This is a genomic window from Alcanivorax xiamenensis, from assembly GCF_009846745.1.
GTDB lineage: Bacteria > Pseudomonadota > Gammaproteobacteria > Pseudomonadales > Alcanivoracaceae > Alloalcanivorax > Alloalcanivorax xiamenensis.
On sequence record NZ_AQPF01000001.1, the window covers coordinates 181483 to 205658 of the forward strand.

The 24176-nt window shown below is 59.7% G+C and carries 21 protein-coding genes; 17 read left to right on the top strand and 4 right to left on the bottom strand.

The window, feature by feature from the left end:
- Window positions 1-92 precede the first annotated feature (92 nt).
- Both A6D6_RS00825 and A6D6_RS00830 read left to right on the top strand, forming a co-directional pair.
- Window positions 93-2483, top strand: coding sequence for an ExeM/NucH family extracellular endonuclease (locus A6D6_RS00825; protein WP_159659663.1), 2391 nt, complete (start codon window positions 93-95; stop codon window positions 2481-2483).
- A gap of 107 nt (window positions 2484-2590) precedes the next feature.
- On the top strand, window positions 2591-3199 hold the full coding sequence (locus tag A6D6_RS00830) for an HAD family hydrolase (RefSeq protein WP_133491119.1): 609 nt from the start codon (window positions 2591-2593) through the stop codon (window positions 3197-3199).
- Between the two features lie 118 nt (window positions 3200-3317).
- Here the strand turns inward: A6D6_RS00830 and A6D6_RS00835 are convergent, their stop codons facing one another.
- The 3 genes from A6D6_RS00835 to A6D6_RS00845 all read right to left on the bottom strand — a co-directional run bounded on the left by A6D6_RS00835 (window position 3318) and on the right by A6D6_RS00845 (window position 8064).
- Entirely contained in the window at window positions 3318-5132 is a 1815-nt protein-coding gene (locus tag A6D6_RS00835) for an acyl-CoA dehydrogenase C-terminal domain-containing protein (RefSeq protein WP_159659664.1), read from the bottom strand.
- Between the two features lie 239 nt (window positions 5133-5371).
- Entirely contained in the window at window positions 5372-6181 is an 810-nt protein-coding gene (locus A6D6_RS00840) for an SDR family NAD(P)-dependent oxidoreductase (RefSeq protein WP_133491117.1), read from the bottom strand.
- A 182-nt stretch (window positions 6182-6363) separates the two neighbouring features.
- Window positions 6364-8064 carry a potassium/proton antiporter gene (locus A6D6_RS00845; RefSeq protein WP_133491116.1) on the bottom strand — a complete coding sequence of 567 codons (1701 nt, stop codon included), beginning with the start codon at window positions 8062-8064 and terminating at the stop codon, window positions 6364-6366.
- 158 nt (window positions 8065-8222) lie between these two features.
- Here A6D6_RS00845 and mnmG point away from each other — a divergent pair, with 158 nt between their 5' ends.
- The 15 genes from mnmG (at window position 8223) to glmS (ending at window position 23181) form a co-directional block, all read left to right on the top strand.
- Window positions 8223-10109 carry a tRNA uridine-5-carboxymethylaminomethyl(34) synthesis enzyme MnmG gene (gene mnmG, locus A6D6_RS00850; protein WP_133491115.1) on the top strand — a complete coding sequence of 629 codons (1887 nt, stop codon included), beginning with the start codon at window positions 8223-8225 and terminating at the stop codon, window positions 10107-10109.
- A complete protein-coding gene (rsmG, locus tag A6D6_RS00855; protein WP_159659665.1) occupies window positions 10106-10723 on the top strand; it encodes a 16S rRNA (guanine(527)-N(7))-methyltransferase RsmG in 618 nt (205 codons plus the stop codon). The genes mnmG and rsmG overlap by 4 nt, the downstream gene beginning before the upstream one ends.
- Window positions 10724-10750: 27 nt before the next feature.
- Window positions 10751-11563: a ParA family protein gene (locus A6D6_RS00860; RefSeq protein ID WP_133491113.1), complete on the top strand. Its 813-nt coding sequence runs from the start codon at window positions 10751-10753 to the stop codon at window positions 11561-11563.
- A gap of 71 nt (window positions 11564-11634) precedes the next feature.
- Complete coding sequence (locus tag A6D6_RS00865) at window positions 11635-12558, top strand: ParB/RepB/Spo0J family partition protein (protein ID WP_133491112.1); 924 nt, start codon at window positions 11635-11637, stop codon at window positions 12556-12558.
- 247 nt (window positions 12559-12805) lie between these two features.
- Window positions 12806-13249, top strand: coding sequence for an ATP synthase subunit I (locus A6D6_RS00870; protein ID WP_236563930.1), 444 nt, complete (start codon window positions 12806-12808; stop codon window positions 13247-13249).
- A 12-nt stretch (window positions 13250-13261) separates the two neighbouring features.
- Window positions 13262-14170 carry a F0F1 ATP synthase subunit A gene (gene atpB, locus A6D6_RS00875; protein WP_133491111.1) on the top strand — a complete coding sequence of 303 codons (909 nt, stop codon included), beginning with the start codon at window positions 13262-13264 and terminating at the stop codon, window positions 14168-14170.
- Window positions 14171-14213: 43 nt separating this feature from the next.
- Window positions 14214-14441, top strand: a complete 228-nt coding sequence (gene atpE, locus A6D6_RS00880; RefSeq protein ID WP_014996732.1) for a F0F1 ATP synthase subunit C — start codon at window positions 14214-14216, stop codon at window positions 14439-14441.
- A gap of 35 nt (window positions 14442-14476) precedes the next feature.
- Window positions 14477-14947, top strand: coding sequence for a F0F1 ATP synthase subunit B (locus A6D6_RS00885; RefSeq protein ID WP_022997367.1), 471 nt, complete (start codon window positions 14477-14479; stop codon window positions 14945-14947).
- Window positions 14948-14962: 15 nt separating this feature from the next.
- Window positions 14963-15499 carry a F0F1 ATP synthase subunit delta gene (locus tag A6D6_RS00890; RefSeq protein ID WP_159659666.1) on the top strand — a complete coding sequence of 179 codons (537 nt, stop codon included), beginning with the start codon at window positions 14963-14965 and terminating at the stop codon, window positions 15497-15499.
- A gap of 16 nt (window positions 15500-15515) precedes the next feature.
- Window positions 15516-17060: a F0F1 ATP synthase subunit alpha gene (gene atpA / locus A6D6_RS00895; RefSeq protein WP_133491109.1), complete on the top strand. Its 1545-nt coding sequence runs from the start codon at window positions 15516-15518 to the stop codon at window positions 17058-17060.
- Between the two features lie 23 nt (window positions 17061-17083).
- Window positions 17084-17944, top strand: coding sequence for a F0F1 ATP synthase subunit gamma (gene atpG / locus A6D6_RS00900; RefSeq protein WP_022997364.1), 861 nt, complete (start codon window positions 17084-17086; stop codon window positions 17942-17944).
- Between the two features lie 59 nt (window positions 17945-18003).
- A complete protein-coding gene (atpD, locus tag A6D6_RS00905; protein WP_133491108.1) occupies window positions 18004-19389 on the top strand; it encodes a F0F1 ATP synthase subunit beta in 1386 nt (461 codons plus the stop codon).
- Window positions 19390-19410: 21 nt separating this feature from the next.
- Window positions 19411-19836, top strand: a complete 426-nt coding sequence (locus tag A6D6_RS00910) for a F0F1 ATP synthase subunit epsilon (RefSeq protein WP_133491107.1) — start codon at window positions 19411-19413, stop codon at window positions 19834-19836.
- A gap of 128 nt (window positions 19837-19964) precedes the next feature.
- On the top strand, window positions 19965-21332 hold the full coding sequence (glmU, locus tag A6D6_RS00915) for a bifunctional UDP-N-acetylglucosamine diphosphorylase/glucosamine-1-phosphate N-acetyltransferase GlmU (protein ID WP_159659667.1): 1368 nt from the start codon (window positions 19965-19967) through the stop codon (window positions 21330-21332).
- A 19-nt stretch (window positions 21333-21351) separates the two neighbouring features.
- Window positions 21352-23181, top strand: coding sequence for a glutamine--fructose-6-phosphate transaminase (isomerizing) (gene glmS / locus A6D6_RS00920; protein ID WP_133491105.1), 1830 nt, complete (start codon window positions 21352-21354; stop codon window positions 23179-23181).
- 212 nt (window positions 23182-23393) lie between these two features.
- Here glmS and A6D6_RS00925 read toward each other — a convergent pair whose 3' ends face one another.
- Window positions 23394-23894 (bottom strand): MarR family winged helix-turn-helix transcriptional regulator, encoded by a 501-nt coding sequence (locus tag A6D6_RS00925; RefSeq protein ID WP_236563931.1) that lies wholly within the window; start codon window positions 23892-23894, stop codon window positions 23394-23396.
- Window positions 23895-24176: the final 282 nt, after the last annotated feature.

Here is a 24176-nt window from a genome sequence, read left to right on the forward strand (position 1 = left end):
AATGAGGAAAATGCAATAATCCTGCCATGCCAATGCCATGGGATGGTAATCGATTCCCCACAGGCTGTAGCAAATTTGTGTGGGAGCGCTAAATGAAACGCCTTTTTCTTAGCCTTGCCGGCGTGCTGGTGGCTCACGCCGCCCCAGCGGATCTGTTGATTAGTGAGTATGTGGAAGGCAGTTCCAATAACAAAGCCCTGGAACTGCACAATATTGGCGAAACCATACTCAATCTGGCTGATTACAAGCTGGAACTTTATTCCAATGGCAATAGCAGTCCCAATGCCTCCATGACCCTGAATGGAAGCCTGGAGCCGGGAGCCGTGTGGGTGATCGCCAATAGCGGAGCCGACCATGATGTGCTGGCTTTGGCGGATGAGACGAGCAACTCGGTGGTGAACCACAATGGTGACGATGCCTTTGTTCTGCGCCGGGACGGAGTCGTGGTGGACAGCTTCGGCCGTGTCGGCGAGGACCCCGGAGAGGCCTGGACCAGCGGTGACATCACCACCAAGGACCGCACGCTGAGACGTCGGGAAACCGTGACCACCGGGGATACCGTCATCGACGACGCCTTCAACCCGGCGGACCAATGGGCTGTTTTCAGTCAGAATGATTTCAGCGGTCTGGGCCTGCCCGGACAAGAGGGAACGGAGGAAGAAGAACCTCCGATGGTGGAACTGGGCAGCTGCGGCGATCCCGCCACCCTGATCTCGCAAATCCAGGGACAGGGAGAGGCCTCCCCTCTGGATGGTGAGGCGCATGTGGTGGAAGCGGTGGTCACCGGAATCTTCCCGGACCTCAGTGGCTTCTTTGTGATCGAGGAAGACAGCGACCGTGACGGGAATGACCTGACGTCCGAAGGTCTGTTTGTCTATACCGGAAACAATGAGGTTTCGGTACAGGCGGGCAATCAGGTCCGCGTCAGTGGCGCCATCAGTGAGTACTACGGTCAGACCCAGATTGCCTGGAACGAGGGTGCGGTGTGCGCCGATCAGCTGGCGGTGGCACCGGTGACACTGACCCTGCCGTTGACCGCGCCGGATCAGTTGGAAGCCCTGGAAAGCATGTGGGTAGTGAGCGATCAAACCCTGACGGTGAGCGAAGTCTATGATCTGGCCCGCTACGGTTCGGTGATGCTCAGCCACGGTCGCCGCATGATCCCCACCCACGCGGCCGAACCCGGAGAAGCCGCGGACGCGGTGGCCGAAATCAACGCCCTCAACCGGATCCTGCTGGACGATGGCAGCAATGACGAGAATCCCGCGACGGTGATTTATCCCGACGGCGGCCTGTCCGCCACCAATACCCTGCGGGTCGGGGACACCATTACCGGATTGGAAGGCATTGTCAGCTACGGCTTCAATGACTGGCGCATCCAGCCGATATTGGTACAGATCGAAGCCTCAAACCCGCGTCCGCAGCCGCCAGCGCGCACCGCTGGCAGCAACCTGCGGGTGGCTGCGTTCAACGTACTGAACTTCTTCAACGGTGACGGCAATGGCGGCGGGTTTGATGATCCAGACTACCGGGGCGCCAATAATCCAGCCGAATTCGAACGGCAAAAAGCGAAGATTCTTACCGCCCTGTCACAGCTGGACGCCGACGTCATCGGCCTGATGGAAATCGAGAACGACGGCTACGGAACCGACGCCGCCATCGCCGAACTGACGGAGGCTTTGGGAACGTCCTGGGCCTTTGTTGACCCGGGGCTGGAGCGGCTGGGCACCGATGTCATCGCCGTTGGTTTGCTCTACCGCACCGATGTGGTGGAGCCGGTGGGCCAGCCGGCCACGCTCGAAGGCGGGCCTTTCACCGACAAAAGCCGGCAACCGCTGGCGATGAGCTTCCGCCATCTCAACAGCGGGGAAGTGGTCACGGTGTCGGTGAACCATCTCAAGTCCAAGGGCAGCTGTCCCGACGACAGTAGCGACAATGCCGAACACGGCCAGGGTTGCTGGAACCCGCTACGCACCGAGTCCGCGCGGATGCTTTCCGACTGGCTGGCGAACAACCCCACCGGATTGCAGGAAGCCGCCGCCGGCACGCTGATCATTGGTGACCTCAACGCCTACGCCAAGGAAGATCCGATCCGCGCGCTGGAACAAGCGGGTTACCAGAACCTGCTGGCTCGCTTTAACGACGATGACGCTTACAGCTATATCTATAAGGGTGAAACCGGCTACCTGGACCACGCTCTGGCGGACGCAGGGCTGGAGAGTGCGATCCTCGGTGCCGGCGAATGGCACATCAATGCGGACGAACCGCGAGCCCTGGACTACAACACCGAGTACAAGAGCGACGATCAGATCGGCAGCTTCTACGCCGCCGACGCCTACCGCGCCAGCGATCATGACCCGGTGTGGGTGGACCTGGCCCTGGACGGTGATGAGGATGATTCCGGCAGTTCAGGCGGCGGTGCCCTGGGTGGCGTGATCACCCTGGCGTTGCTGGTGGGCCTGCGCCGTCGGGTACGCCGTTGAAGGACGATGGTATCGGTCGCTTTACAGTGCCGTCCTGGGTGCCAATAATCCGACATGGTGTGATGTCGGATTATTGCGGATCCGTTCTTCGTGGAGAGGCCGCTATTATGACCGGGGGACCGTTCGAGGCGGTATTGTTCGATCTGGACGGGACCTTGGTGGATACCCGGCTGGATTTCGCTGCTTTGCGGCGTGAACTGGGGTTTCCGGAGGGCGTCGGCGTGCTTGAGCATCTGGCGACCCTGGAAGACCCGGAGCAGGCAGCTTGGGCGAGTACGGTGATTGATCGCCATGAAATGAAAGGGGCGGCCGCTGCCACCTGGATCGACGGCGCCCAATCCCTGCTTGATACCCTTCATCGCCGTGGCGTGCCCACGGCCATTCTCACCCGTAACAGCCGGGCGGCGGTAGCACGGACCAATGAGTTATTGGGGTTGCCGGTGGACCTGATTTTGACTCGCGAGGATTGCGCGCCGAAGCCGGATCCCGAGGGGTTGTTGTTGCTTGCCGAGCGTCTCGGATTGCGACCAGCGACCACGGTGTATGTCGGGGACTTCGTCTTCGATCTCCAGGCCGCCCGCGATGCCGGTATGGCATCGGGGTTGTTGCGCAATGGAAAGAATCGGCATTTCGAGGACCAGGCGGATCTGGTGCTGAATCATCTGGGCGAGGTGCTGTACTGGCTGCACTCCGGCAATGATGCAAATGGCGAGTAACGCCGCACGGAAAGGCCATCACCGTTCTTTTCTGTATTGAAGAGGGCCGCTCCCACAGGTACAGCACAAGTTGCCTGTGGGAGCGGTCGATCGACCGCGCTCAATGCTGCGGGATCGCTTACTCGTAATCGAACGAGAAGTGCTCCGCGCTCATCTGCATGGTGCTGCGGGTGGGTTTGAGTGCCGCGTCGGCGTGGCCTTTGGCGGCGGGCAGCAGACGCTCGAAGTAGAACTCCGCGGTGGCGAGCTTGGCTTTGTAGAATTCCGCCGGCTCGTTACCGCCATGCTCCAGTTTGTCTCGGGCGGTGGCCGCCTGCAGAGCCCAGAAGTACGCCATCATGGCGTAGCCGGAATACATCAGGTAGTCGTAACTGGCGGTGGAGACGATGTCCCGGTCCTTGGTGGCGGCCAGCATGATGCGGGTGGTCAGATAGTTCCACTCGGCGGCGATTTTGAGCAGCTTCCAGGCGTAAGGGCGTAGTTTGGCGTCCTTGAGGTTTTGCCGCCCGAAGTCCACCAGATTCTTGGAGAAGCTACGCACACATTTGCCACGGCTGGTCAGCAGCACCTTGCGGCCGAGCAGGTCCAGTGCCTGGATGCCGGTGGTGCCTTCGTACAAGGTGGCAATGCGCGCGTCGCGGGCGATCTGCTCAATGCCGTGTTCCTTGATATAGCCGTGGCCGCCGAATACCTGCATGGCTTCGTTGGCGGCCTCCAGGCCTTTTTCAGTGAGGAAGCCTTTCAGGATCGGGGTGAGGAAGCCCAGCTCGCTATCCCACTTATCGTACTTCTTCTGATCGTTTTCCAACATGCCGGCGATCATGTGGTCCGCGTACATGGCGGTGAAGTATGCCATGGCACGGCCGCCTTCGGCGTAGGCTTTCTGCTTGAGCAGCATGCGACGCACGTCGCCATGATGAATCAGGGCATCAGCGACTTGTTCCGGATCCTTTTTGCCGGACAGGGCGCGCATGGAGCGACGCTCCTTGGCGTAGGGCAGGGACGCCTGATAGGCGCGTTCGGCGTGGGCCACACCTTGAATCGCGGTGCCGACACGGGCGCTGTTCATGAAGGTGAACATGCACTCCAGGCCCTGATTGGGCGGGCCGATCAGGAACCCGGTGGCCTGGTCAAAATTCATCACGCAGGTAGCCGAGGCCTTAATGCCCATTTTTTTCTCCAGGGCACCACAGCTCACGCCGTTGTCCTCGCCGATCTGACCCGGCAGGTACTTGGGTACGATGAACAGAGAAATACCCTTGGTGCCGGCGGGGGCGTCCGGCAGGCGCGCCAGTACAATGTGGACGATGTTCTCGGTGAGATCGTGGTCACCGGAGGAGATGAAAATCTTGGTGCCGGTGATTTTATAGGAACCGTCTTCCCCGGGTTCGGCCTTGGTTTTAACTTGCCCGAGGTCGGTGCCGCATTGCGGCTCGGTCAGGCACATGGTGCCGGCCCAGGTGCCTTCGGTCAGCCTGGTCAGATAGGTCTCTTTCTGCTCATCGGTGCCGTGCATCTGGATCGTGTTCATCGCTCCCAGGGACAGGCCCGGGTACATGGCGAAGGACCAGTTGGCGGTGCCGAGCATCTCATGCTTGATCAGGCCCAGGGACATGGGCAGGCCCTGGCCGCCGTATTCCACCGGATGGCTCAGGCCTTGCCAGCCGCCGGCGACGAATTCGCTATAGGCCTCGGGATAGCCCTTCGGCGTGAACACCTGCCCGTTTTCAAGGCGGCAGCCTTCCTCGTCGCCGCTCTGATACAGCGGGGCGACGGTGTTCTCGCACAGCTTGGCCATTTCCGACAGGATCGCTTCGACCATGTCCGGGGTGGCTTCTTCCCCGTTGGGCAGCGTCTTGTAGTGGCTTTCAAAATCAAACACTTCATTCATCAAAAAGCGCGTATCGCGCAGGGGAGCCTTGTAACTCGGCATAAACACACCTTCGGTTGGCAAACGGGCCGGATGCCGCATTGTTGGCGAACGGTCGTTGACAGACATTGACGGGAAGGCGTGTAGGGGTCGGCTTTAGGGTAAATAGGCGGGAAATTCCGAGGAAACGTTTATGCACAATATTATTTGCATGCCCTGCGCCTGAACACCGCTTCGCTGGCAAGCCAGCTTCCCGCGGAGGTAACTACGAAGCCGCTGTGGGAAGCTGGCTTGCCAGCGAATCAGTCCCGTTTACCCTTCCAGCTGTACATGGAAGTGGAAACGCCGGTGTATTTGGCTACCTGATCCCAGAGGCGGCGGGGCAGCACGCCTTTGAGCAGTTCCACGGACCGGGCCATGGGGGGCTCGATCACGAAGGGCTCACCAGTGGCGATACCCTTGAGAATGCTGGAAACCACCTTGTCCGGTGTCAGCATGGGGGAGAACAGGGGGGTTTTAACCCCTTTGAACATACCGGTGGCGATGTAGCTGGGGCAGACCGTGGTAACTTTCACATTACGCAGGCCGCGTTCGGCCAGTTCCAGGCGTAACGATTCAGAGAAACCCACCACCGCCCATTTGCTGGCGGCATAGCTGCTGCCGTAGGGCAGGCCGATGAAGGCGGAGGCGCTGGCGATATTCACCAGATGGCCGCGCGGTGCCTGTATCAGATCGTCAAGAAAAGCATGGGTGCAAGCCATCAGCCCTTCGCTGTTGACCTTGAAGGTCTGCAAATGCTGATCCAGAGAGACTTTCTCGAATTCGCCGCCGAACACCACGCCGGCATTGTTGATCAGCATGGTCAGCGGCCCGACTTCCTCATGGATCTTGTCGCGCAAGGTCGCGATCGAGCCGATCTTTCCCACATCCAGGGTATAGGCATGGGCGGTGCCGCCAGCGTTGACGATATGTTTCACCACCTCGCGGGCGGCGTCGATGCGGCGGGCGGTGACAATCACTTCCGCGCCACGGCCGGCCATCCGTTCCGCCATCAGCCGTCCAATGCCGGCCCCGGCGCCGGTGATCAAAACCCGGTGTCCTGAAAATCGCATCGAATCCCTCCAGGGTTCTTGCTCGCTTAAACGCCGATTCGCTGCCAGGGCGGCTTGCCACAGCGGCTCCGTAGCTCCCTCTGTGGGAAGCTGCCTTGGCAGCGATGACAGAGTGAATTCATACCTTCAAGCCCAATAGTTGGCCGCTACCATGGATTCAGTGCTCAAGCGCCCCGTGCTATTTATTGCGGCAGTTTGATCCCCGCCATGATTACCCGCCCTTTTTCCACGGTGCGGGCACGCAGTCTCAAGCCGCCCAGTTTAAGGGTGTCGCCCACCACCGCATGTTGGCCGAAACGATCCTCGAAGGCCGCTTCCACGGTCATGCCTTTCAGGCGCTCCTCCAGCTCATGGATACCGTATGCCGCCACCAACTGATCCACCGGTACGCTGCCGCGCACGATGAAGTCGCCGAAATAGCGCCTCTCCGCCACGGTGATCTTGTGGCACATGTCCGACAGATAGTCCTGCTCGCTCAACGGCGCCAGCCAACTGACCATGTCTCCGGCTTCGATCTGTGGATCCTCGGACAAGTTGAGGAACGCCTTGTCCCGAATGATCAGCACCGGAGTGATGCGCTGGGTGGTGATGGTGCCAAGCCGCTGCCCCTGGGCCTTGGCGCCTTCTTCCACCTCGAACTGCATCAGATAGCGGTTGGCGGAATGCGCCATGGGCACCATCTGTTTCGGCGACGCCGTCGCCGGTACCGAGACTTTCAACAATCGTGCCATGTAACGCAGGCTGGCTCCCTGGGCCAACAGCGAGATCAACACCACCACCAGGGTGATATCAAACAGCAGACGGGTTTCACCCACGCCGGCCAACAGCGGGAACACCGCCAGAACGATAGGTACCGCCCCGCGCAGGCCGGTCCAGGCGATGAACAGTTTCTCACGCCAGGTGAAGATAAAGGGGATCAGGCTCACCCACACCGACACTGGCCGTGCCACCAGCATCAGGAACAAGGCCACCATCAGGGCAGGCAGCAGGTGCTGGCCCAGCTCCGATGGCGTGATCAGCAGACCCAGCATCAGAAACATGCCGGATTGGGCCAGCCAGGCCATGCTGTCCATGGAGCGCAACACGTTGTCCCCGGTACCGCCACGCCGGTTACCGGTGACCAGGCCGGTGAGATAAATCGCCAGGAAGCCGCTGCCGCCGGCAAGGTTGGTGAGTGCGAACACCATGGCGCCGCCGCTGCACAGCAGCAAGGCGTGCAGACCCTCGTTACTGCGCACCCGCAGCAGGATTTCGCTGAGTACCGCGCCCAGCCCCAGTCCGATGATCGCGCCCAGGCCAAACTGCTGGATCAGGGTCAGGATCATGTTGAAACCAAAGGTGGCGTCCGGCTCCACCAGCACACCCACCAGCATCAGGGTGATGAAGATGGCCATCGGGTCGTTGAGACCGGATTCGATCTCCAGGGTGCTGGCCACCCGCTCATTGATGTTGACCCCGGCGCCTTTGATCACACTGAATACCGCCGCCGCGTCGGTGGAGCCGATAATGCCGCCCAGCAGCAGCCCCAGGCGCCAGTCCACGCCCATCAGCCAGGTGGTGAAGGCGCCGACCAGGGCGGCGGAGATGGCCACACCGAGGCTGGCCAGAGTCAGCGCCGGCTTCAGAGCCAAGCGAAAGGTGTCCATGCGGGTGCGCAGGCCGCCGTCCATGAGGATGACCGCCAGGGCGATGTTACTGATGACGTAAGCGGTGGAGAGGTCGTCGAATTGGATACCGCCGATGCCGTCCTCACCGGCGGCCATCCCCACCAGCAGGAACATCAACAGGGACGGCACGCCGATGCGGGTGCTCAGAGAGCCCAAAAGCAGCCCGATGAACATCAGCCCGGTGCCGATCAGCAGATACAGATTCAACGAATCCAAATGCACTCCTGGAATATAAAGGAGAATGGTAGGTCTGGTTCATCATAACAGACCGGTGGGCCTTTCATTTAATTCCCACGGCACTATACTAGCGCGCCCGGACTGATCATATTTTGCACAGCCCTGCATGGGCACGGCATTCTGAGCGAGACACTTCCATGGATTTTCCACAGCGATTTGGCGTGATCGTGATTGGCGGTGGCCACGCCGGCACCGAGGCGGCGCTGGCGGCGGCGCGCATGGGCGTGGAAACCCTGTTGCTCACCCATAATATCGAGACTCTGGGTCAGATGAGTTGCAATCCCGCCATTGGCGGCATTGGCAAGAGCCATCTGGTACGGGAAATCGATGCCCTGGGTGGGGCCATGGCCCGTGCCACCGATCAGGCCGGCATCCAGTTCCGGGTGCTCAATGCCCGCAAGGGACCGGCGGTTCGCGCCACTCGTGCCCAGGCCGACCGTATCCTTTATAAAGCCGCTATCCGCCATGCTCTGGAAAATCAGCCGCATCTCACCTTGTTCCAGCAGGCCGCCGATGATCTGATCGTCGAGCAGGGCCGCTGTGTGGGGGTGGTCACCAACATGGGGCTGCGTTTCCATGCCGATGCCGTGGTGCTGACCGCCGGGACCTTTCTTGGTGGGGTCATCCATGTTGGGATGGAGAATCACCAGGGTGGCCGGGCCGGTGATCAGCCTTCCAATGCCCTGGCCCGCCGGTTGCGCGAGTTGCCGTTCCGTGTCGACCGGTTAAAAACCGGCACGCCACCGCGAATTGACGGCCGTAGCGTGGATTTTTCCATTATGGAGGAACAATGGGGTGACACTCCGACCCCGGTGATGAGCTATCTGGGCCGGGTGGAGGATCATCCGCGCCAGGTGTGTTGTCATGTCACCCATACCAACGAGCGTACCCACGAGATCATTCGTTCCGGCTTCGATCGCAGCCCGATGTTCGCCGGCGTCATCGAAGGCGTGGGCCCGCGTTACTGCCCGTCCGTGGAAGACAAGGTCAACCGCTATCCGGACAAGACCAGCCACCAGGTGTTCGTGGAGCCGGAAGGGCTGAACACCCATGAGCTTTACCCCAACGGCATTTCCACCAGTCTGCCGTTCGATATCCAACTGGCGGCGGTACGTTCGATCCGTGGCTTCGAAAATGCCCACATCACCCGGCCGGGCTACGCCATCGAGTACGATTTCTTCAATCCCCAGGATCTCAAGCACAGCCTGGAGACCAAGCACATGCCGGGGCTGTTCTTCGCCGGCCAGATCAATGGCACCACCGGTTATGAAGAGGCGGGCGCCCAGGGCTTGCTGGCGGGTCTGAACGCGGCGCTGATGAGCCAGGAGAAAGCGCCATGGACGCCGCGCCGGGACGAAGCGTACCTGGGCGTGCTGGTGGACGATCTGATCACCATGGGCACCCGCGAGCCGTACCGTATGTTCACCAGCCGTGCCGAGTACCGCCTGTTGCTGCGGGAGGACAACGCCGACCTGCGTCTGACCGGGAAAGGTCGTGAGCTGGGGCTGGTGGATGATGAGCGCTGGGCCGCCTACAACGACAAACGTGAAGGGATGGCCCGCGAGCAGGCGCGTCTGAGCGCCACCTGGGTGCGTCCGGGAACGGCGGCGGCGGACAAGGTCAATGCCCTGGTGGATAAGCCGCTGCCCCATGAATACAGCCTGTTGGATCTGCTCAAGCGCCCGGAAATCGACTACCACGCCCTGGTTGATGCGGCGGGCCTGGAACCGGAAACGCCGCCGGTGGTGGAGCAGATGGAAATCCTCGCCAAGTACGCCGGTTACATCGACCGCCAGGAAGCGGAGATTGCCCGGCTGCGCGCCGCCGAGCATCAGCGCGTGCCCGTGGACTTCGATTTCGGCCAGGTGCAGGGGCTGTCCAATGAGGTCAAGCAGAAGCTCGCCGAGGTCCGGCCGGAGACCATCGGCCAGGCTGGCCGTATCCCTGGCGTGACGCCGGCGGCTATTTCCCTGTTGCTGATCTACCTGAAAAAGCACCAGCATCGGGCGGCCCGCCAGGCATGACCGAAGACCAACAGCGGTTGGCGCAAGGGCTGGCCGAGCTGAATATCGACCTGGACCGGGAGCAGCAGGAGCGTCTGTTGCTCTACCGGGATCTGCTGGTGCGGTGGAATCGCGCTTACAATCTTACCGCCGTGCGTGACCCGGCCGAGATGGTCACCCGCCACCTGCTCGATTCCCTGGCGGTGCTCCCCCATGTGGAACCAGTGGATACGCTGGATGTGGGCACGGGCGCCGGCCTGCCGGGCATTCCGCTGGCCCTGGCCCGCCCGGACCAGTCCTTCGTGCTGCTGGACAGCAATGGCAAGAAACTCCGTTTCATTCGCCAGGCGCGACGGGAACTGGGTTTGCATAACGTGGAGGTTGTGCACGCCCGCGTGGAACAGTACCGTAAGGCTCCATCACAGATTATCAGCCGCGCTTTCGCCGCCTTGCCGGACATGCTGGAGTTGCTCGGACCCCTGATGCAGGGGGATGTCCGGTTATTGGCGATGAAGGCCGCCGCCGCCGATCAGGAGATGGCTGCCCTGCCGGCCTGCTGGCGGGTGCAGCGCGAAACCCTGAGCGTGCCCGGTCTGGCGGAATCGAGGGTGTTGTTGATCGTGCATCGCCAATGATGCGCGTCGCCAATGAGAGGGAGCGTCGTGACCACCGTTTTTGCCATTGCCAACCAAAAGGGCGGGGTCGGCAAGACCACCAGTAGCGTCAATCTGGCGGCCTCCTTGGCGGCCACCCGCAAGAAGGTGCTGTTGGTGGATATCGATCCGCAGGGGAATGCCACCAGCGGCGCCGGCGTCGACAAGTACGAACCGGAGTACACCATTTTGGATGTGCTGCTCGGCGAAGCCGGGATGGCCGATGCGGTGGTGATTACGCCGGAACAATCCGGTTTTGATCTGGTCGCCGCCAACGGTGATCTGACCGCCGCGGAAGTGCAGCTGCTGGAACTGGATAGTAAAGAGTACCGGTTACGCGATGCCCTGGCCGCAATCCGCGAGCGCTATGACTACATCATCATCGATTGCCCGCCGTCGCTGAATATGCTGACGGTGAACTCCCTGGCGGCGGCGGATTCCGTGATCGTGCCGATCCAGTGCGAGTACTATGCGTTGGAGGGGCTGACCTCATTGATGAACACCATCGAGAAGATTCGCTCGGTACTGAACCCGAAGCTGCATATCGGTGGCCTGTTGCGGACCATGTATGATCCGCGCAACAGCCTGTCCAATGACGTTTCCAATCAGCTGATCAGCCACTTCGGCGACAAGGTTTACCGCACCATCATTCCGCGTAATGTGCGTTTGGCGGAGGCGCCCAGCCACGGCGCGCCGGTGATCACCTATGACCCCAAATCCCGGGGTGCGGTAAGCTATCTGGCGCTGGCCGGTGAAATCCTGCGGCGCGAGCAGACGGTGGCATCGGCGGCACCCTCCCAGCAGCCCCCCGAGACGCCGTGAAGGCGGTGACGTCGGGCGATAATCTCCGGTGGCGGAATGTCACCGTAACCGAACATGAGCGAGTTTGAATCATGGCGGCAAAGCGTAAACGCGGTCTCAGCAAAGGACTCGATGCCCTGCTCAGCACCAGTGCGAGCTATCAGCAACATCAGGAAGAAGTCGCCGTCGGCGCCGCCGCCGGTCCCGCCGAGCCTGCTCAGGAACAACGTCCGCCCCGCGATGGCGAACTGCGCCATCTGCCAGTGGAGTTCATGCAGCGCGGCCGTTACCAGCCCCGCAAGGACATGTCCGCCGATGCGCTGGAGGAACTGGCGGAATCGATCCGGGCCCAGGGTGTGATGCAGCCGATCGTGGTACGTCCGCTGGGCGAGAATCGTTACGAGATTATCGCCGGTGAGCGCCGCTGGCGTGCCGCGCAGATGGCGGAGTTGGAAGCCATTCCCGCGGTGATCCGTGATGTGCCGGACGAAGCCGCCATCGCCATGGCGCTGATCGAGAATATCCAGCGGGAAAACCTCAATCCCATGGAAGAAGCGCTGGCGTTGTCCCGGCTCAAGGACGAATTCGGGCTGACCCACCAGCAGGTGGCCGATGCCGTGGGCAAATCCCGGGCCATGGTCACCAACCTGCTGCGCCTGATGACACTGGAACCGGACGTGAAGAAGTTGCTTGAGCACGGTGACCTGGAAATGGGGCACGCCCGGGCGCTGTTGGCGCTGGGCGGCGACAAGCAGGTGGAAGCGGCCCGCGTGGTGGTGGCCAAGGGACTCTCCGTGCGCCAGACCGAAGTGCTGGTGCGGGAATTCGAGAAGCAGAAGCCGGCCAAGCCGGCACCGAAACGGGAAGACCCCAACGTTCGTTCCCTGATTACCGATCTGTCGGATCGTCTCGGCGCGCCAGTGCAAATCCAGCAGGGCTCAGGAGGAAAAGGCAAGCTGGTGATCAGCTATAACAATCTGGACGAACTTGACGGCATTCTGTCCCATATCAAGTAACTTGACGTTTACCGAAAAAAGGAGGAGGCTTTATTCGTCCTGGGTGGATACGAATAAAGCCTATTTGTATACAAAAGAGCAACCGTCTGTTTTTGGGGCTCTTTTTTATCAAATTGGGCCAAACTATCGCGCTCAGCCGGTTGATACCAGATAGCCTTCCCCATATACTTCCCGCGCCAAGATCAGGGGGTACCCGCGACCTTCGCCTGGTGGATCGTGTTTTTCACCAGCAGCCAAACACGGGAGCATGGTGATCAGTTTCGACTTACGAGCCCGCAGAACCTTGTTCTGGGGCTTGATGCGCGCCCAAATCATCACTTTGATGATTGTCGCCATACTGACCACGGTGCTGGCGGATGTCACCGCGGGCTTGTTCGCAGCCTGGGGTTCGGCCATCAGCCTGATCGCATACGCCTGGGGTGGCTACCAGGTATGGCTTCACCCGGGCAATATCAAGCCCGACCGCATGGCGGGTGCCGCCATTCGGGGCGAAGCCGGAAAAGTTTTGATAATGCTCGCGCTCTTCGGGCTGACCTTCGCCGAAGTGCGGCTTTCGCGCGAGTTCAGGAATGTAACGGTCCTGCTTCTGGGGTTTCTGCTGACGCAGATTGTCGGATGGATTCAGGTGATGCGCCTGGATCGTCGCCTGGGAGCGGAGCGGGACGGGCAAGACGACCAGACTGACGATTAGGTAGGTATCGATATGGCAGCGAGCTCCACCGGCGAGTATATCAAGCACCATTTGGGCAACCTTACCTATGGCCAATTGCCCGCCGGCTATGAACGTACCTGCCATGGTCATGAGCAGACGCTGACCGAATCCACCTGGACCTTCGCCTGTAACGGCCAGGAAGCTGTCGATATGGGCTTCATGGCGTTTCATGTGGATTCTCTGGCCTGGTCCGGAGGTCTCGGTATCCTGATGTGTCTTCTGTTCTGGCTGGGTGCCCGCAAAGCCAGCGCCGGCGTACCGTCCGGTTTCATGAATTTCGTCGAAGTCATCATCGGTTTCATCGATACTCAGGTGCGTGACTCTTTCCACGGCAAGAGCAAACTGATCGCCCCGCTTTCCCTGGTGATCTTCTGCTGGGTCTTCCTGATGAACCTGATGGACCTGATCCCGGTGGATTTTGTTCCCAAGACCTTCGAATGGGTAATGGTGACCTTCGCCGGTTGGGACGCGCATGAAGCTTACTTCAAGATCGTGCCGACCACGGACCCGAACATCACGCTGTCCATGTCGATCACGGTGTTTTTCCTGATTATTTTCTACAGCCTGAGATCAAAGGGCCTCGGTGGCTTCATCGGTGAACTGGCCCTGCACCCCTTCAACGCGCCGAACAAGCTGGCCATGGTGATCCTGATCCCGATCAACCTGGTACTGGAAACCGTATCCCTGCTGGCTAAGCCTGTTTCCCTGGGCATGCGGCTGTTCGGCAACATGTACGCTGGCGAATTCGTCTTTATTCTTGCCGCCGCCATGCTGGGTACCTGGCAGGCGGTGGGTGCCTGGCCCTGGGCCGTGTTCCACATTCTGGTTATCACGCTGCAGGCCTTCATCTTCATGGTGTTGACCATTGTTTATCTGAGCATGGCCACCGAAGAGCACTAAGCACTGTTTTTACCTTAACTGAAAAGCACTTAACGGGAGTGTAATGATGGAAGATATCAACCTTCTCGCTGCTGGCATCATGGCTGGCCTGGCCGCACTGGGCGCCGGTATCGGCTTTGGTCTGATGGGCGGTCGGTTCCTGGAATCCGTTGCGCGTCAACCCGAGCTGGGCCCGATGCTGCAAACCCGCATGTTCATCATCGCTGGTCTGTTGGACGCCGTGCCGATTATCGCAGTGGTACTGGGTATGTATCTGATGTTCGCGGCCTAAATCGATTGCTGCCGCACCCGATTTAAGGAGGCGCAATGAATATCAACCTGACACTGATCGGCCAGGCCATCTGGTTCGCTCTGTTCGTCGCCTTCTGCATGAAGTTCGTCTGGCCGCCCATTTCACGGGCGCTGGAAGAACGAAAACAGAAGATCGCCGAAGGCCTGAGTGCCGCTGATCGCGCCGAGCGTGATCTGGAACTGGCCCAGGAAAAAGCGACGGCTAATCTCAAGGAAGCAAAAGAGAAAGCGGCCGAAATCATTGAGCAGGCCAACCGTCGAGCAAATCAGATTGTGGAAGAAGCGAAAGATCAGGCCCGCACCGAAGGTGAGCGTCTGATTGCCAAAGCCCAGTCTGAGATTGAACAGGAAGTCAATCAGGCTCGCGAGCAGCTGCGTAAGGAAGTGTCCGCGCTGGCGTTGAACGGTGCCGAGAAAGTCCTCGGTGGCGAAATCAACCGCGACACTCACAAGCAGCTTCTGGACCAGTTGGCGGCTGAACTCTGAGTAAACGGGTAAACCATGGCTGAATTGACCACCATCGCACGCCCCTACGCCAAAGCGGCTTTTTTGTACGCTAAGGAAGCAGGGGGCCTGGACAAGTGGGAACAGATGCTGACCACGATGGCGGCTGTGGCGCAGGACGCCACCATGCACGCCTTTCTGGATCGGCCCCAACTGGACGACGCCGCTAAAGTCGACGCTTTTGCCCAGGTTTGCGGCGATGTGTTGGACCAAAGCGGCCGTAACTTCATTGCCCAACTGGCGCGTTACAAGCGCCTGTCGCTTCTGCCGCTGATTTTGGCGTTGTTCCACGAACTGCTGGCTGAACAGCAAGCGTTCACGGATGTGGAACTCATCTCCGCTTACGAGATGGAAGACGCCGATATCAGCCGACTGGTCGATGCTCTGAAAAGACGTCTCGGCGGCGAAGTGAAAATCAGCACTTCCGTGGACCCCGCCCTGATTGGCGGCGTGCTGGTTCGAGCCGGTGATACCGTAATTGATGGCAGTGTGCGTGGCCGACTGAACCGTCTGGCAGAGCAACTGAACTCTTGAGTTTGAGGGACTAGAGATGCAGCAACTCAACCCGTCCGAAATCAGCGAGATTATCAAGTCCCGCATTGAAAAACTTGATACCTCCACCGAGGCACGCAACGAAGGTACGGTGGTATCCGTATCCGATGGTATTGTGCGCATTCATGGTCTTGCCGACGTGATGTTCGGTGAGATGATCGAGTTTGAAGGCGGCATCTACGGCATGGCCCTTAACCTTGAGCAGGACTCTGTCGGTGCCGTGGTCCTGGGTGACTACCTGGGTTTGGCCGAAGGCCAGAAGGTCCGTTGTACCGGCCGTATTCTGGAAGTGCCCACTGGTCCGGAACTGCTGGGTCGCGTGGTGGATGCCCTGGGTAACCCGATCGATGGCAAGGGCCCGATCAATGCAGCCCAGACCGACGCGGTGGAAAAAGTAGCTCCCGGCGTTATCTGGCGGAAAGAGGTGAACGAACCGGTGCAGACCGGTTATAAGTCCATCGACTCCATGGTGCCGATTGGCCGTGGTCAGCGTGAGCTGATCATCGGTGACCGTCAGATTGGTAAGACCGCTGTGGCGGTTGATGCCATCATCAACCAGAGAGACTCCGGCGTCCGCTGTGTCTATGTGGCGGTTGGTCAGAAGCAGTCCACCATCGCCAACGTGGTGCGCAAACTGGAAGAACACGGAGCGATGCAAAACACCATCGTGGTGGCGGCTTCCGCCTCCGATCCGGCTTCCATGCAATTCCTGGCGCCGTTCGCCGGTTGTGCCATGGGCGAGTACTTCCGTGATCGCGGTGAAGATGCCCTGATCGTCTATGATGACCTGACCAAGCAAGCCTGGGCGTATCGTCAGATCTCCCTGCTGCTGCGTCGTCCGCCGGGTCGTGAAGCTTATCCTGGTGACGTGTTCTACCTGCACTCCCGTCTGCTGGAGCGCGCCGCCAAGGTAAACGAAGAATACGTGGAAAAATTCACCAACGGTGAAGTGAAAGGCAAGACCGGGTCTCTGACCGCGCTGCCGATCATTGAAACCCAGGGTGGTGACGTTTCCGCGTTCGTACCGACCAACGTGATTTCCATCACCGACGGTCAGATCTTCCTGGAAACCGACCTGTTCAACTCCGGCATCCGTCCGGCGATGAACGCCGGTGTGTCCGTATCCCGTGTGGGCGGCGCGGCCCAGACCAAGATCATCAAGAAGCTGGGCGGCGGTATTCGTCTGGCACTGGCTCAGTATCGTGAACTGGCGGCTTTCGCCCAGTTCGCTTCCGACCTGGACGACGCTACCCGCGAGCAGCTGGAGCATGGTCAGGCGGTTACCGAGCTGATGAAACAAAACCAGTACAGCCCGATGAGCATCGCCGAAATGGGCGTGGTGCTGTACGCCGCCAACGAAGGCTACCTGAAAGGTATCGAAGTCGAGAAAATCGGCGCCTTTGAAGCGGCTCTGCTGGACTATATGAACAGCGAACAGAAAGCGTTGATGGACAGAATCAACGAGAAGGGTGACTACAACGACGAAATCGAAGCCGGCATCAAAGAAGGCATCGAACAGTTCAAGGCCACCCAAACCTGGTAATTCGCTAAAAAAGGATTAGTCCTATGGCTAGCGGTAAAGAGATCAAAGGCAAGATCTCTAGCGTCCAGAGCACGAAGAAGATCACCCGTGCAATGGAGATGGTGGCGGCCAGCAAAATGCGCAAGGCGCAGGACCGCATGGCTGCCAGCAAGCCCTACGCCACCCGCATTCGTCAGGTGGTGGCGCATCTTGCCAACGCTGATCTGGAATACCGGCACACCTACCTGCAAGAGCGGGAAGTGAAAAGCGTGGGCTACATCGTGGTGACCTCTGATCGGGGTTTGTGCGGTGGCCTGAACGTGAACCTGCTCAAGAAAGTGGTGCAGGGCGCCCGTGAATGGCAGGAGCAAGGTGCCAAGGTGAGCTATTGCCTGGTGGGTTCCAAGGGGATCAGCTTCTTCAAGAGCATGGGCGGTGACGTGCAAGCCACCGTCAACGGTCTGGGCGATACCCCGCATCTGGAAGACCTGGTGGGCTCCATCAAGGTCATGCTGGAAGCCTATGAGTCCGGTGAGATCGACCGTCTGTACATCATGTACAACGAATTCGTGAACACCATGACCCAGCAGGCCAAGCAGATCCAGTTGTTGCCGCTGGAGCCGGGCGACGATGAAGAGCTCAAACGCCATTGGGACTACATCTATGAGCCGGCGCCCAAGGAGCTGCTTGATGAACTGCTGGTGCGGTTCATCGAGTCCCAGGTATACCAGGGTGTGGTAGAGAACAATGCCTGCGAACAGGCGGCGCGGATGGTGGCGATGAAGGCGGCCAGTGATAACGCCGGTGACATCATTCGTGATCTGCAACTGGTGTACAACAAAGCGCGCCAGGCAGCCATTACGCAGGAAATTTCCGAAATCGTTGGTGGTGCCGCCGCGGTATAACGGCTTGGCGACAATACCGGTAAACGCGGCGAAAAACGCAAGTTTAAGAGGATGCAAGCATGAGTAGCGGTCGTATTGTTCAGATCATCGGTGCTGTGATCGACGTCGAATTTCCGCGCGATAATGTACCCAAGGTGTATGACGCGCTCACCGTGGACGGCACCGAAACCACGCTGGAAGTTCAACAGCAGTTGGGCGACGGTGTGGTGCGCTCCATCGCCATGGGCTCCACCGAAGGTCTGAAACGGGGTCTACCCGTGACCGATACCGGAGAAGCGATTCAGGTTCCGGTCGGCACCAAGACCCTGGGCCGGATCATGGACGTGCTGGGGCGCCCCATCGACGAGGCGGGCCCGATCGGTGAAGAGGAGCGCATGCCCATTCACCGTAAAGCACCTACTTATGCGGATCAGGCAGCCACCAACGAACTGCTGGAAACCGGTATCAAGGTTATCGACCTGGTTTGCCCCTTCGCCAAGGGCGGCAAGGTCGGCCTGTTCGGCGGTGCCGGCGTGGGCAAGACCGTGAACATGATGGAACTGATCCGGAACATCGCTATCGAGCACTCCGGTTTCTCCGTGTTCGCCGGTGTGGGGGAGCGTACCCGTGAAGGTAACGACTTCTACCACGAAATGAAGGACTCCAACGTTCTCGACAAAGTATCCCTGGTTTACGGTCAGATGAACGAGCCGCCGGGTAACCGTCTGCGTGTGGCACTGACTGGTCTGACCATGGCCGAGAAGTTCCGTGACGAAGGTCGCGACGTGCTGTTCTTCGTCGATAACATCTACCGTTACACGCTGGCCGGTACCGAGGTATCCGCACTGCTGGGCCGGATGCCCTCCGCGGTGGGTTACCAGCCGACTCTGGCGGAAGAGATGGGCGTTCTGCAGGAACGGATCACCTCCACCAAGACCGGTTCCATCACCTCCGTGCAGGCGGTATACGTGCCCGCGGATGACTTGACCGACCCGTCTCCGGCCACCACCTTCGCCCACTTGGACGCGACCGTGGTACTTAGCCGTGACATCGCCTCCAAGGGTATTTACCCGGCGATCGATCCGCTGGACTCCACCTCCCGTCAGCTGGATCCGCTGGTGATCGGTCACGAGCACTACGAAGCCGCCCGTGGCGTGCAGACAGTGCTGCAGCGCTACAAGGAGCTCAAGGACATCATCGCCATTCTGGGGATGGACGAACTGTCCGAGGAAGACAAGCTCACCGTGGCCCGGGCCCGTAAGATCGAGCGTTTCCTGTCTCAACCGTTCTTCGTGGCGGAAGTGTTTACCGGCTCTCCGGGTAAATATGTATCCCTGAAGGATACTATTCGCTCCTTTACCGGTATCCTGAAGGGCGACTATGACCATATCCCCGAGCAGGACTTCTACATGAAGGGGTCCATCGACGAAGTTGTAGAGGCATACAACAGTCGCGGTGGCAAATAACCTGCACGGGGAGGAACCGAAATGGCGATGACCGTGCATTGCGATATTGTAAGCGCTGAAAGACAGCTCTTCTCCGGTCTGGTGGAGATGGTGGTAGCGGCGGGTATCGAAGGTGACCTGGGTGTTCTACCCGGCCACGCTCCGTTGCTGACCCGCCTCAAGCCAGGCCCGGTGAGAGTGAAGCTGCAGAACGGTGAGGAAGAAGTGTTCTACGTGTCCGGTGGCTTCCTGGAAGTCCAGCCGAAATTGGTGACGGTGCTGGCCGACACCGCCGAGCGCGCCCAGGATATGGACGGTGCCCAGGCGGAGCAAGCCAGACAGCGTGCCAAGGAAGCGCTGGAAGGGAAGAACTCGGAAATGGATTACACGCGTGCCGCCGCTGTTCTGGCGGAGGCCTCCGCCCGCCTGCGGACCATTGAGCAGATCAAGAAAATGGCCAAGCGCTGACGCTTGCGTTGGCACCATTTTCAAAGAGATGTAAAAAAGGGTGGCCCTGTGCCGCCCTTTTTTTATTTGCAATGGTCGAGGGATAGGATAAATACCCTTTCGACCCTGTTATGGAGCCCGGAACAGACATGAACCTAGCGGTAGTGATCCTTGCCGCGGGTAAAGGAACCCGCATGAAGTCCGCCCTCCCCAAAGTGCTTCACGGCATCGCCGGGCGGCCGATGGTACAGCATGTTGTCGACGCGGCGGCGGCACTTGACCCGTTGAATACCGTGCTGGTGTATGGCCACGGTGGCGAGAAGGTGCGCGAAGCGGTGCAGGGAATCAATCTGCGCTGGGCGGAACAAGCCGAACAGCTCGGTACTGGCCATGCCGTGGCCCAGGCGCTGCCTTATCTGGAAGAGGACGTGGTATTGGTCCTCTACGGCGACGTTCCGCTGATCCGCCCGGAAACCCTGCGGGAGTTTGTCGCCCGGGTGAACGATCGGACCCTGGCGTTGATGACCCTGACCATGGATGACCCTTCAGGTTACGGACGTATCGTTCGTGGCGAGGACGGTAAGGTGCGGCGTATTGTTGAGCAAAAAGACGCCAGCGAAGACGAAAAACGCATCTCGGAGATCAACACCGGTATCCTCGCCTGTACCCGCCAGTTTCTGGCGGAAAGTCTGCCGGCGCTGTCCAACAACAACGCTCAGGGCGAATATTACCTGACCGACCTGATCGCCATGGCGGTGGAGAAGGGAATGATGGTGGAAGCCGCCCAACCCGCTTTTCCGTGGGAAGTGGATGGCGTCAATGACCGCGTGCAGCTGGCGCGGCTGGAACGGGTCTATCAACTGAACCAGGCCGAGGCGCTGATGCATGCCGGCGTCACGCTGATGGACCCGGCCCGTCTTGACGTGCGCGGTGATGTTCAAGTGGCCGGTGACGTGATGATGGATGTCAACGTGGTCCTGGAAGGCAAGGTCACCATCGAGCCCGGCGTGCGTATCGGCCCCAATTGTTTGATTCGGGATGCCCATCTCGGCGCTCACACCGTGGTGGAAGCCAACTCCGTCATCGACGGCGCACGGGTGGGTGAGCATTGCCAGGTGGGGCCGTTTGCCCGCCTGCGCCCGGGCACGGAACTGGCGGCCAAAGCGAAGGTCGGGAATTTCGTCGAGACCAAGAAAGCGGCCATCGGCGAAGGGTCGAAGGTAAATCACCTGACCTACATCGGTGACAGCCGGATCGGCAAAGGCGTGAATGTCGGCGCGGGTACCATTACCTGCAATTATGACGGCGTTAACAAATACCAAACGATCATGAAGGATGGCGCATTCATCGGCTCCAATTCTTCACTGGTCGCGCCGGTCACCATTGGCGAAAATGCCACCATCGGCGCGGGCAGCACCATTACCCGGGATGTGGAAGACAACGCTCTGGCAGTGGCGCGCGGTAAACAGCGCAACATTATGGATTGGCAGCGTCCTGTAAAAAAACAGGATCAGTGAAGCAAGGAGTAAGACCGTTATGTGCGGAATTGTCGGAGCTGTGGCTCAGCGCAACGTCAGCAACATTTTGATCACCGGCCTGAAACGCCTGGAATACCGGGGCTACGACAGTGCCGGTGTGGCTCTGATCAATGATCAGGGTTTGCAGCGCGTGCGTCGCCAGGGGAAAGTGGCCGGATTGGAGCAGGCGGTCCGTGAAACCAATGCCAACGGCTTCACCGGTATTGCGCACACCCGTTGGGCTACTCATGGCCGCCCTTCCGAAAAAAATGCCCACCCTCACCTGTCCGGTGAGGAACTGGCCCTGGTGCATAACGGTATCATCGAGAACTTCCAGGAATTGCGCGAGGAGCTGGAAAGCGAAGGCTATCAATTCGCTTCCGACACCGATACCGAGGTGGTGGTGCACTTGGTACACCGCGCCATGGCGGAAACCGGCGACCTGTTCGGGGCATTGCAAAGCGTGGTCAAGCGGCTGCGCGGCGCCTATGCCCTGGGCGTGGTCCATGCGCGGGAGCCCCATCGTCTGGTTGCGGTCCGCTCCGGCTCCCCGCTAGTGGTGGGGTTGGGGATCGATGAAAACTATGTGGCATCCGATCAATTGGCACTGCTGCCGGTGACCAACCGCTTCGTGTTCCTCGATGAAGGGGACATGGTGGATGTGACGCTTGAAGGCGTGCGCATCTTTGATGTGGACGGCAATGAAGTGAACCGTGAGGTGCACGAGTTGGACGGTGCGCACGAGGATGCGGAAAAGGGCGAATACCGCCATTACATGCAGAAGGAAATCTTCGAGCAGCCGGCGGCCATCCAGCGCACCCTGGAAGACCGCATCGACTCACCGCAAAGTGTGAGCGCCGCTTTTGGAGAGCGGGCGGCGGCGGTGTTCGACCAGGTGCGCACGGTGCAGATCGTTGCTTGCGGCACCAGCTACCACGCGGGGATGGTGGCCCGTTACTGGCTGGAAGCGCTCGCCGGTATCCCTTGCCAGGTGGAGGTGGCCAGTGAGTTCCGTTATCGTCAGCACGTGGTGCCGGAAGGCACGCTGTTCGTCACCATCTCCCAGAGCGGGGAAACCGCTGATACCCTGGCGGCTCTGCGTGATACCGACTCCAGTAACTATGTGGGCCGGCTGGCAATTTGCAATGTGGACGGTTCCTCCCTGGTGCGTGAATCCGAATTGGCGTTCCTGACCAAGGCCGGCCCGGAAATCGGGGTGGCTTCCACCAAGGCGTTCACCACCCAGCTGGCTGCCCTGTTGATGCTGGTGATGGCTTTGGGCCGTCGTAAAGGCCTGGACGATGAGAAGGTCGAGAGTATTCTCAACGAACTGCGTCAGCTACCGAACCTGATCGAACAAGCCTCGGCTCTGGACAAGCCGATCGAGCAACTCTCCCGGGCCTTTGTGGAAAAACATCACACCCTGTTCCTTGGGCGCGGTGTCCAGTTCCCCGTGGCCATGGAAGGGGCGCTCAAGCTCAAGGAAATTTCCTACATCCATGCCGAAGCTTACCCGGCCGGTGAATTGAAGCATGGGCCACTGGCGCTGGTGGACAAAGACATGCCGGTGGTGGCGGTGGCGCCCAACGATGAGTTGCTGGAAAAACTGAAATCCAACCTGCAGGAAGTGCGCGCCCGCGGTGGAGAGCTGTATCTGTTCGCGGATAAGAACGCGCGTGTAAAAGAGGGCGAAGGGATCCACGTGCTCAATCTGCCGGCGGTGCCGGAAATCATCGCTCCCATCGTCTATACCGTGCCGTTGCAGCTGCTCAGCTATCATGTGGCGGTGCTGCGGGGGACCGATGTGGACCAGCCACGCAACCTGGCCAAGTCGGTAACGGTGGAGTAATAACGCCGGCAGCCCGCCGCCCGGACCAAGCTCCTATATAGCATAGCGGCTTCGTGGCCCATTACTGTGGGAAGCGGCCTGGGCCGCGAATACCCCCCGGGCCGTTGGCCATTCGCTTGCAAGCAAGCTCCCACAGCGGCTTCGTAGCATTATCCGTGGGAGTCAGCCTGCTGGCGAGTGGTGTACTAGCATGGCGGAGTGAGCGGTGACGGTTATCCGTCGCCGTCCTTGTTTAAGCGGAATGGCGCGCTGCCGTTTTCGTTATTGGCTTCCACCAGTCTGATCAACTGCAACATGAAGACATCACGCTGATCTTTCGGGATGGCCTCGATGGTGCGCTCATGTGCCCGTTGCACGGCGGCCTCCATCTTCTTCAGCAAATACACCCCTTTGCGGCTCAGCTTGACAAGCTTGAAACGCCGGTCTTCGTCGCTCTGCCGGCGTTTAAGCAAACCACGGGCTTCCAAACGGGGAATCACCTCCGCCACGCTGGTGCGCTCCAGCCCGATTTCGTGCGCCAGGCTGTTCTGATCCATTTCTCCATGGGTGCTCAGCGTGGTCATCAGGCTGTACTGAACCGGCGTGATGTTGTGCTCCCGGGTTTCATCCAGAAACAGCCCGCAGTGGATCTGGTGCAGACGGCGAATGAGAAAACCCGGACGGCCAAGCAAGGCGGACCGTTCGACCGCGGTGGCCAGTTGAGCGGCGGCCACTTTCCTGGATGTCTTAGAGGAATTACCCATAAAAAATGTGGAGAAATATCCAGTGAGAATAAGAAGAAGTAAAGACCAGCGCCCTTCAGCTTGTCAACCAGGGTTGCAGCGTGACGGGAGAATGGAAAGGAGGGCGTGATGATAGCCTTTTTTTCATGCTCAACTAAGAGGCATACCACATAAAGATGCCTTGCCCCGTGGCACGCTTCACCTTCGACCTCGCATTTTCATGGCCGTTATATGAACGCAGGATTTATCTAGTATGAACAAGGAAATCAGTAA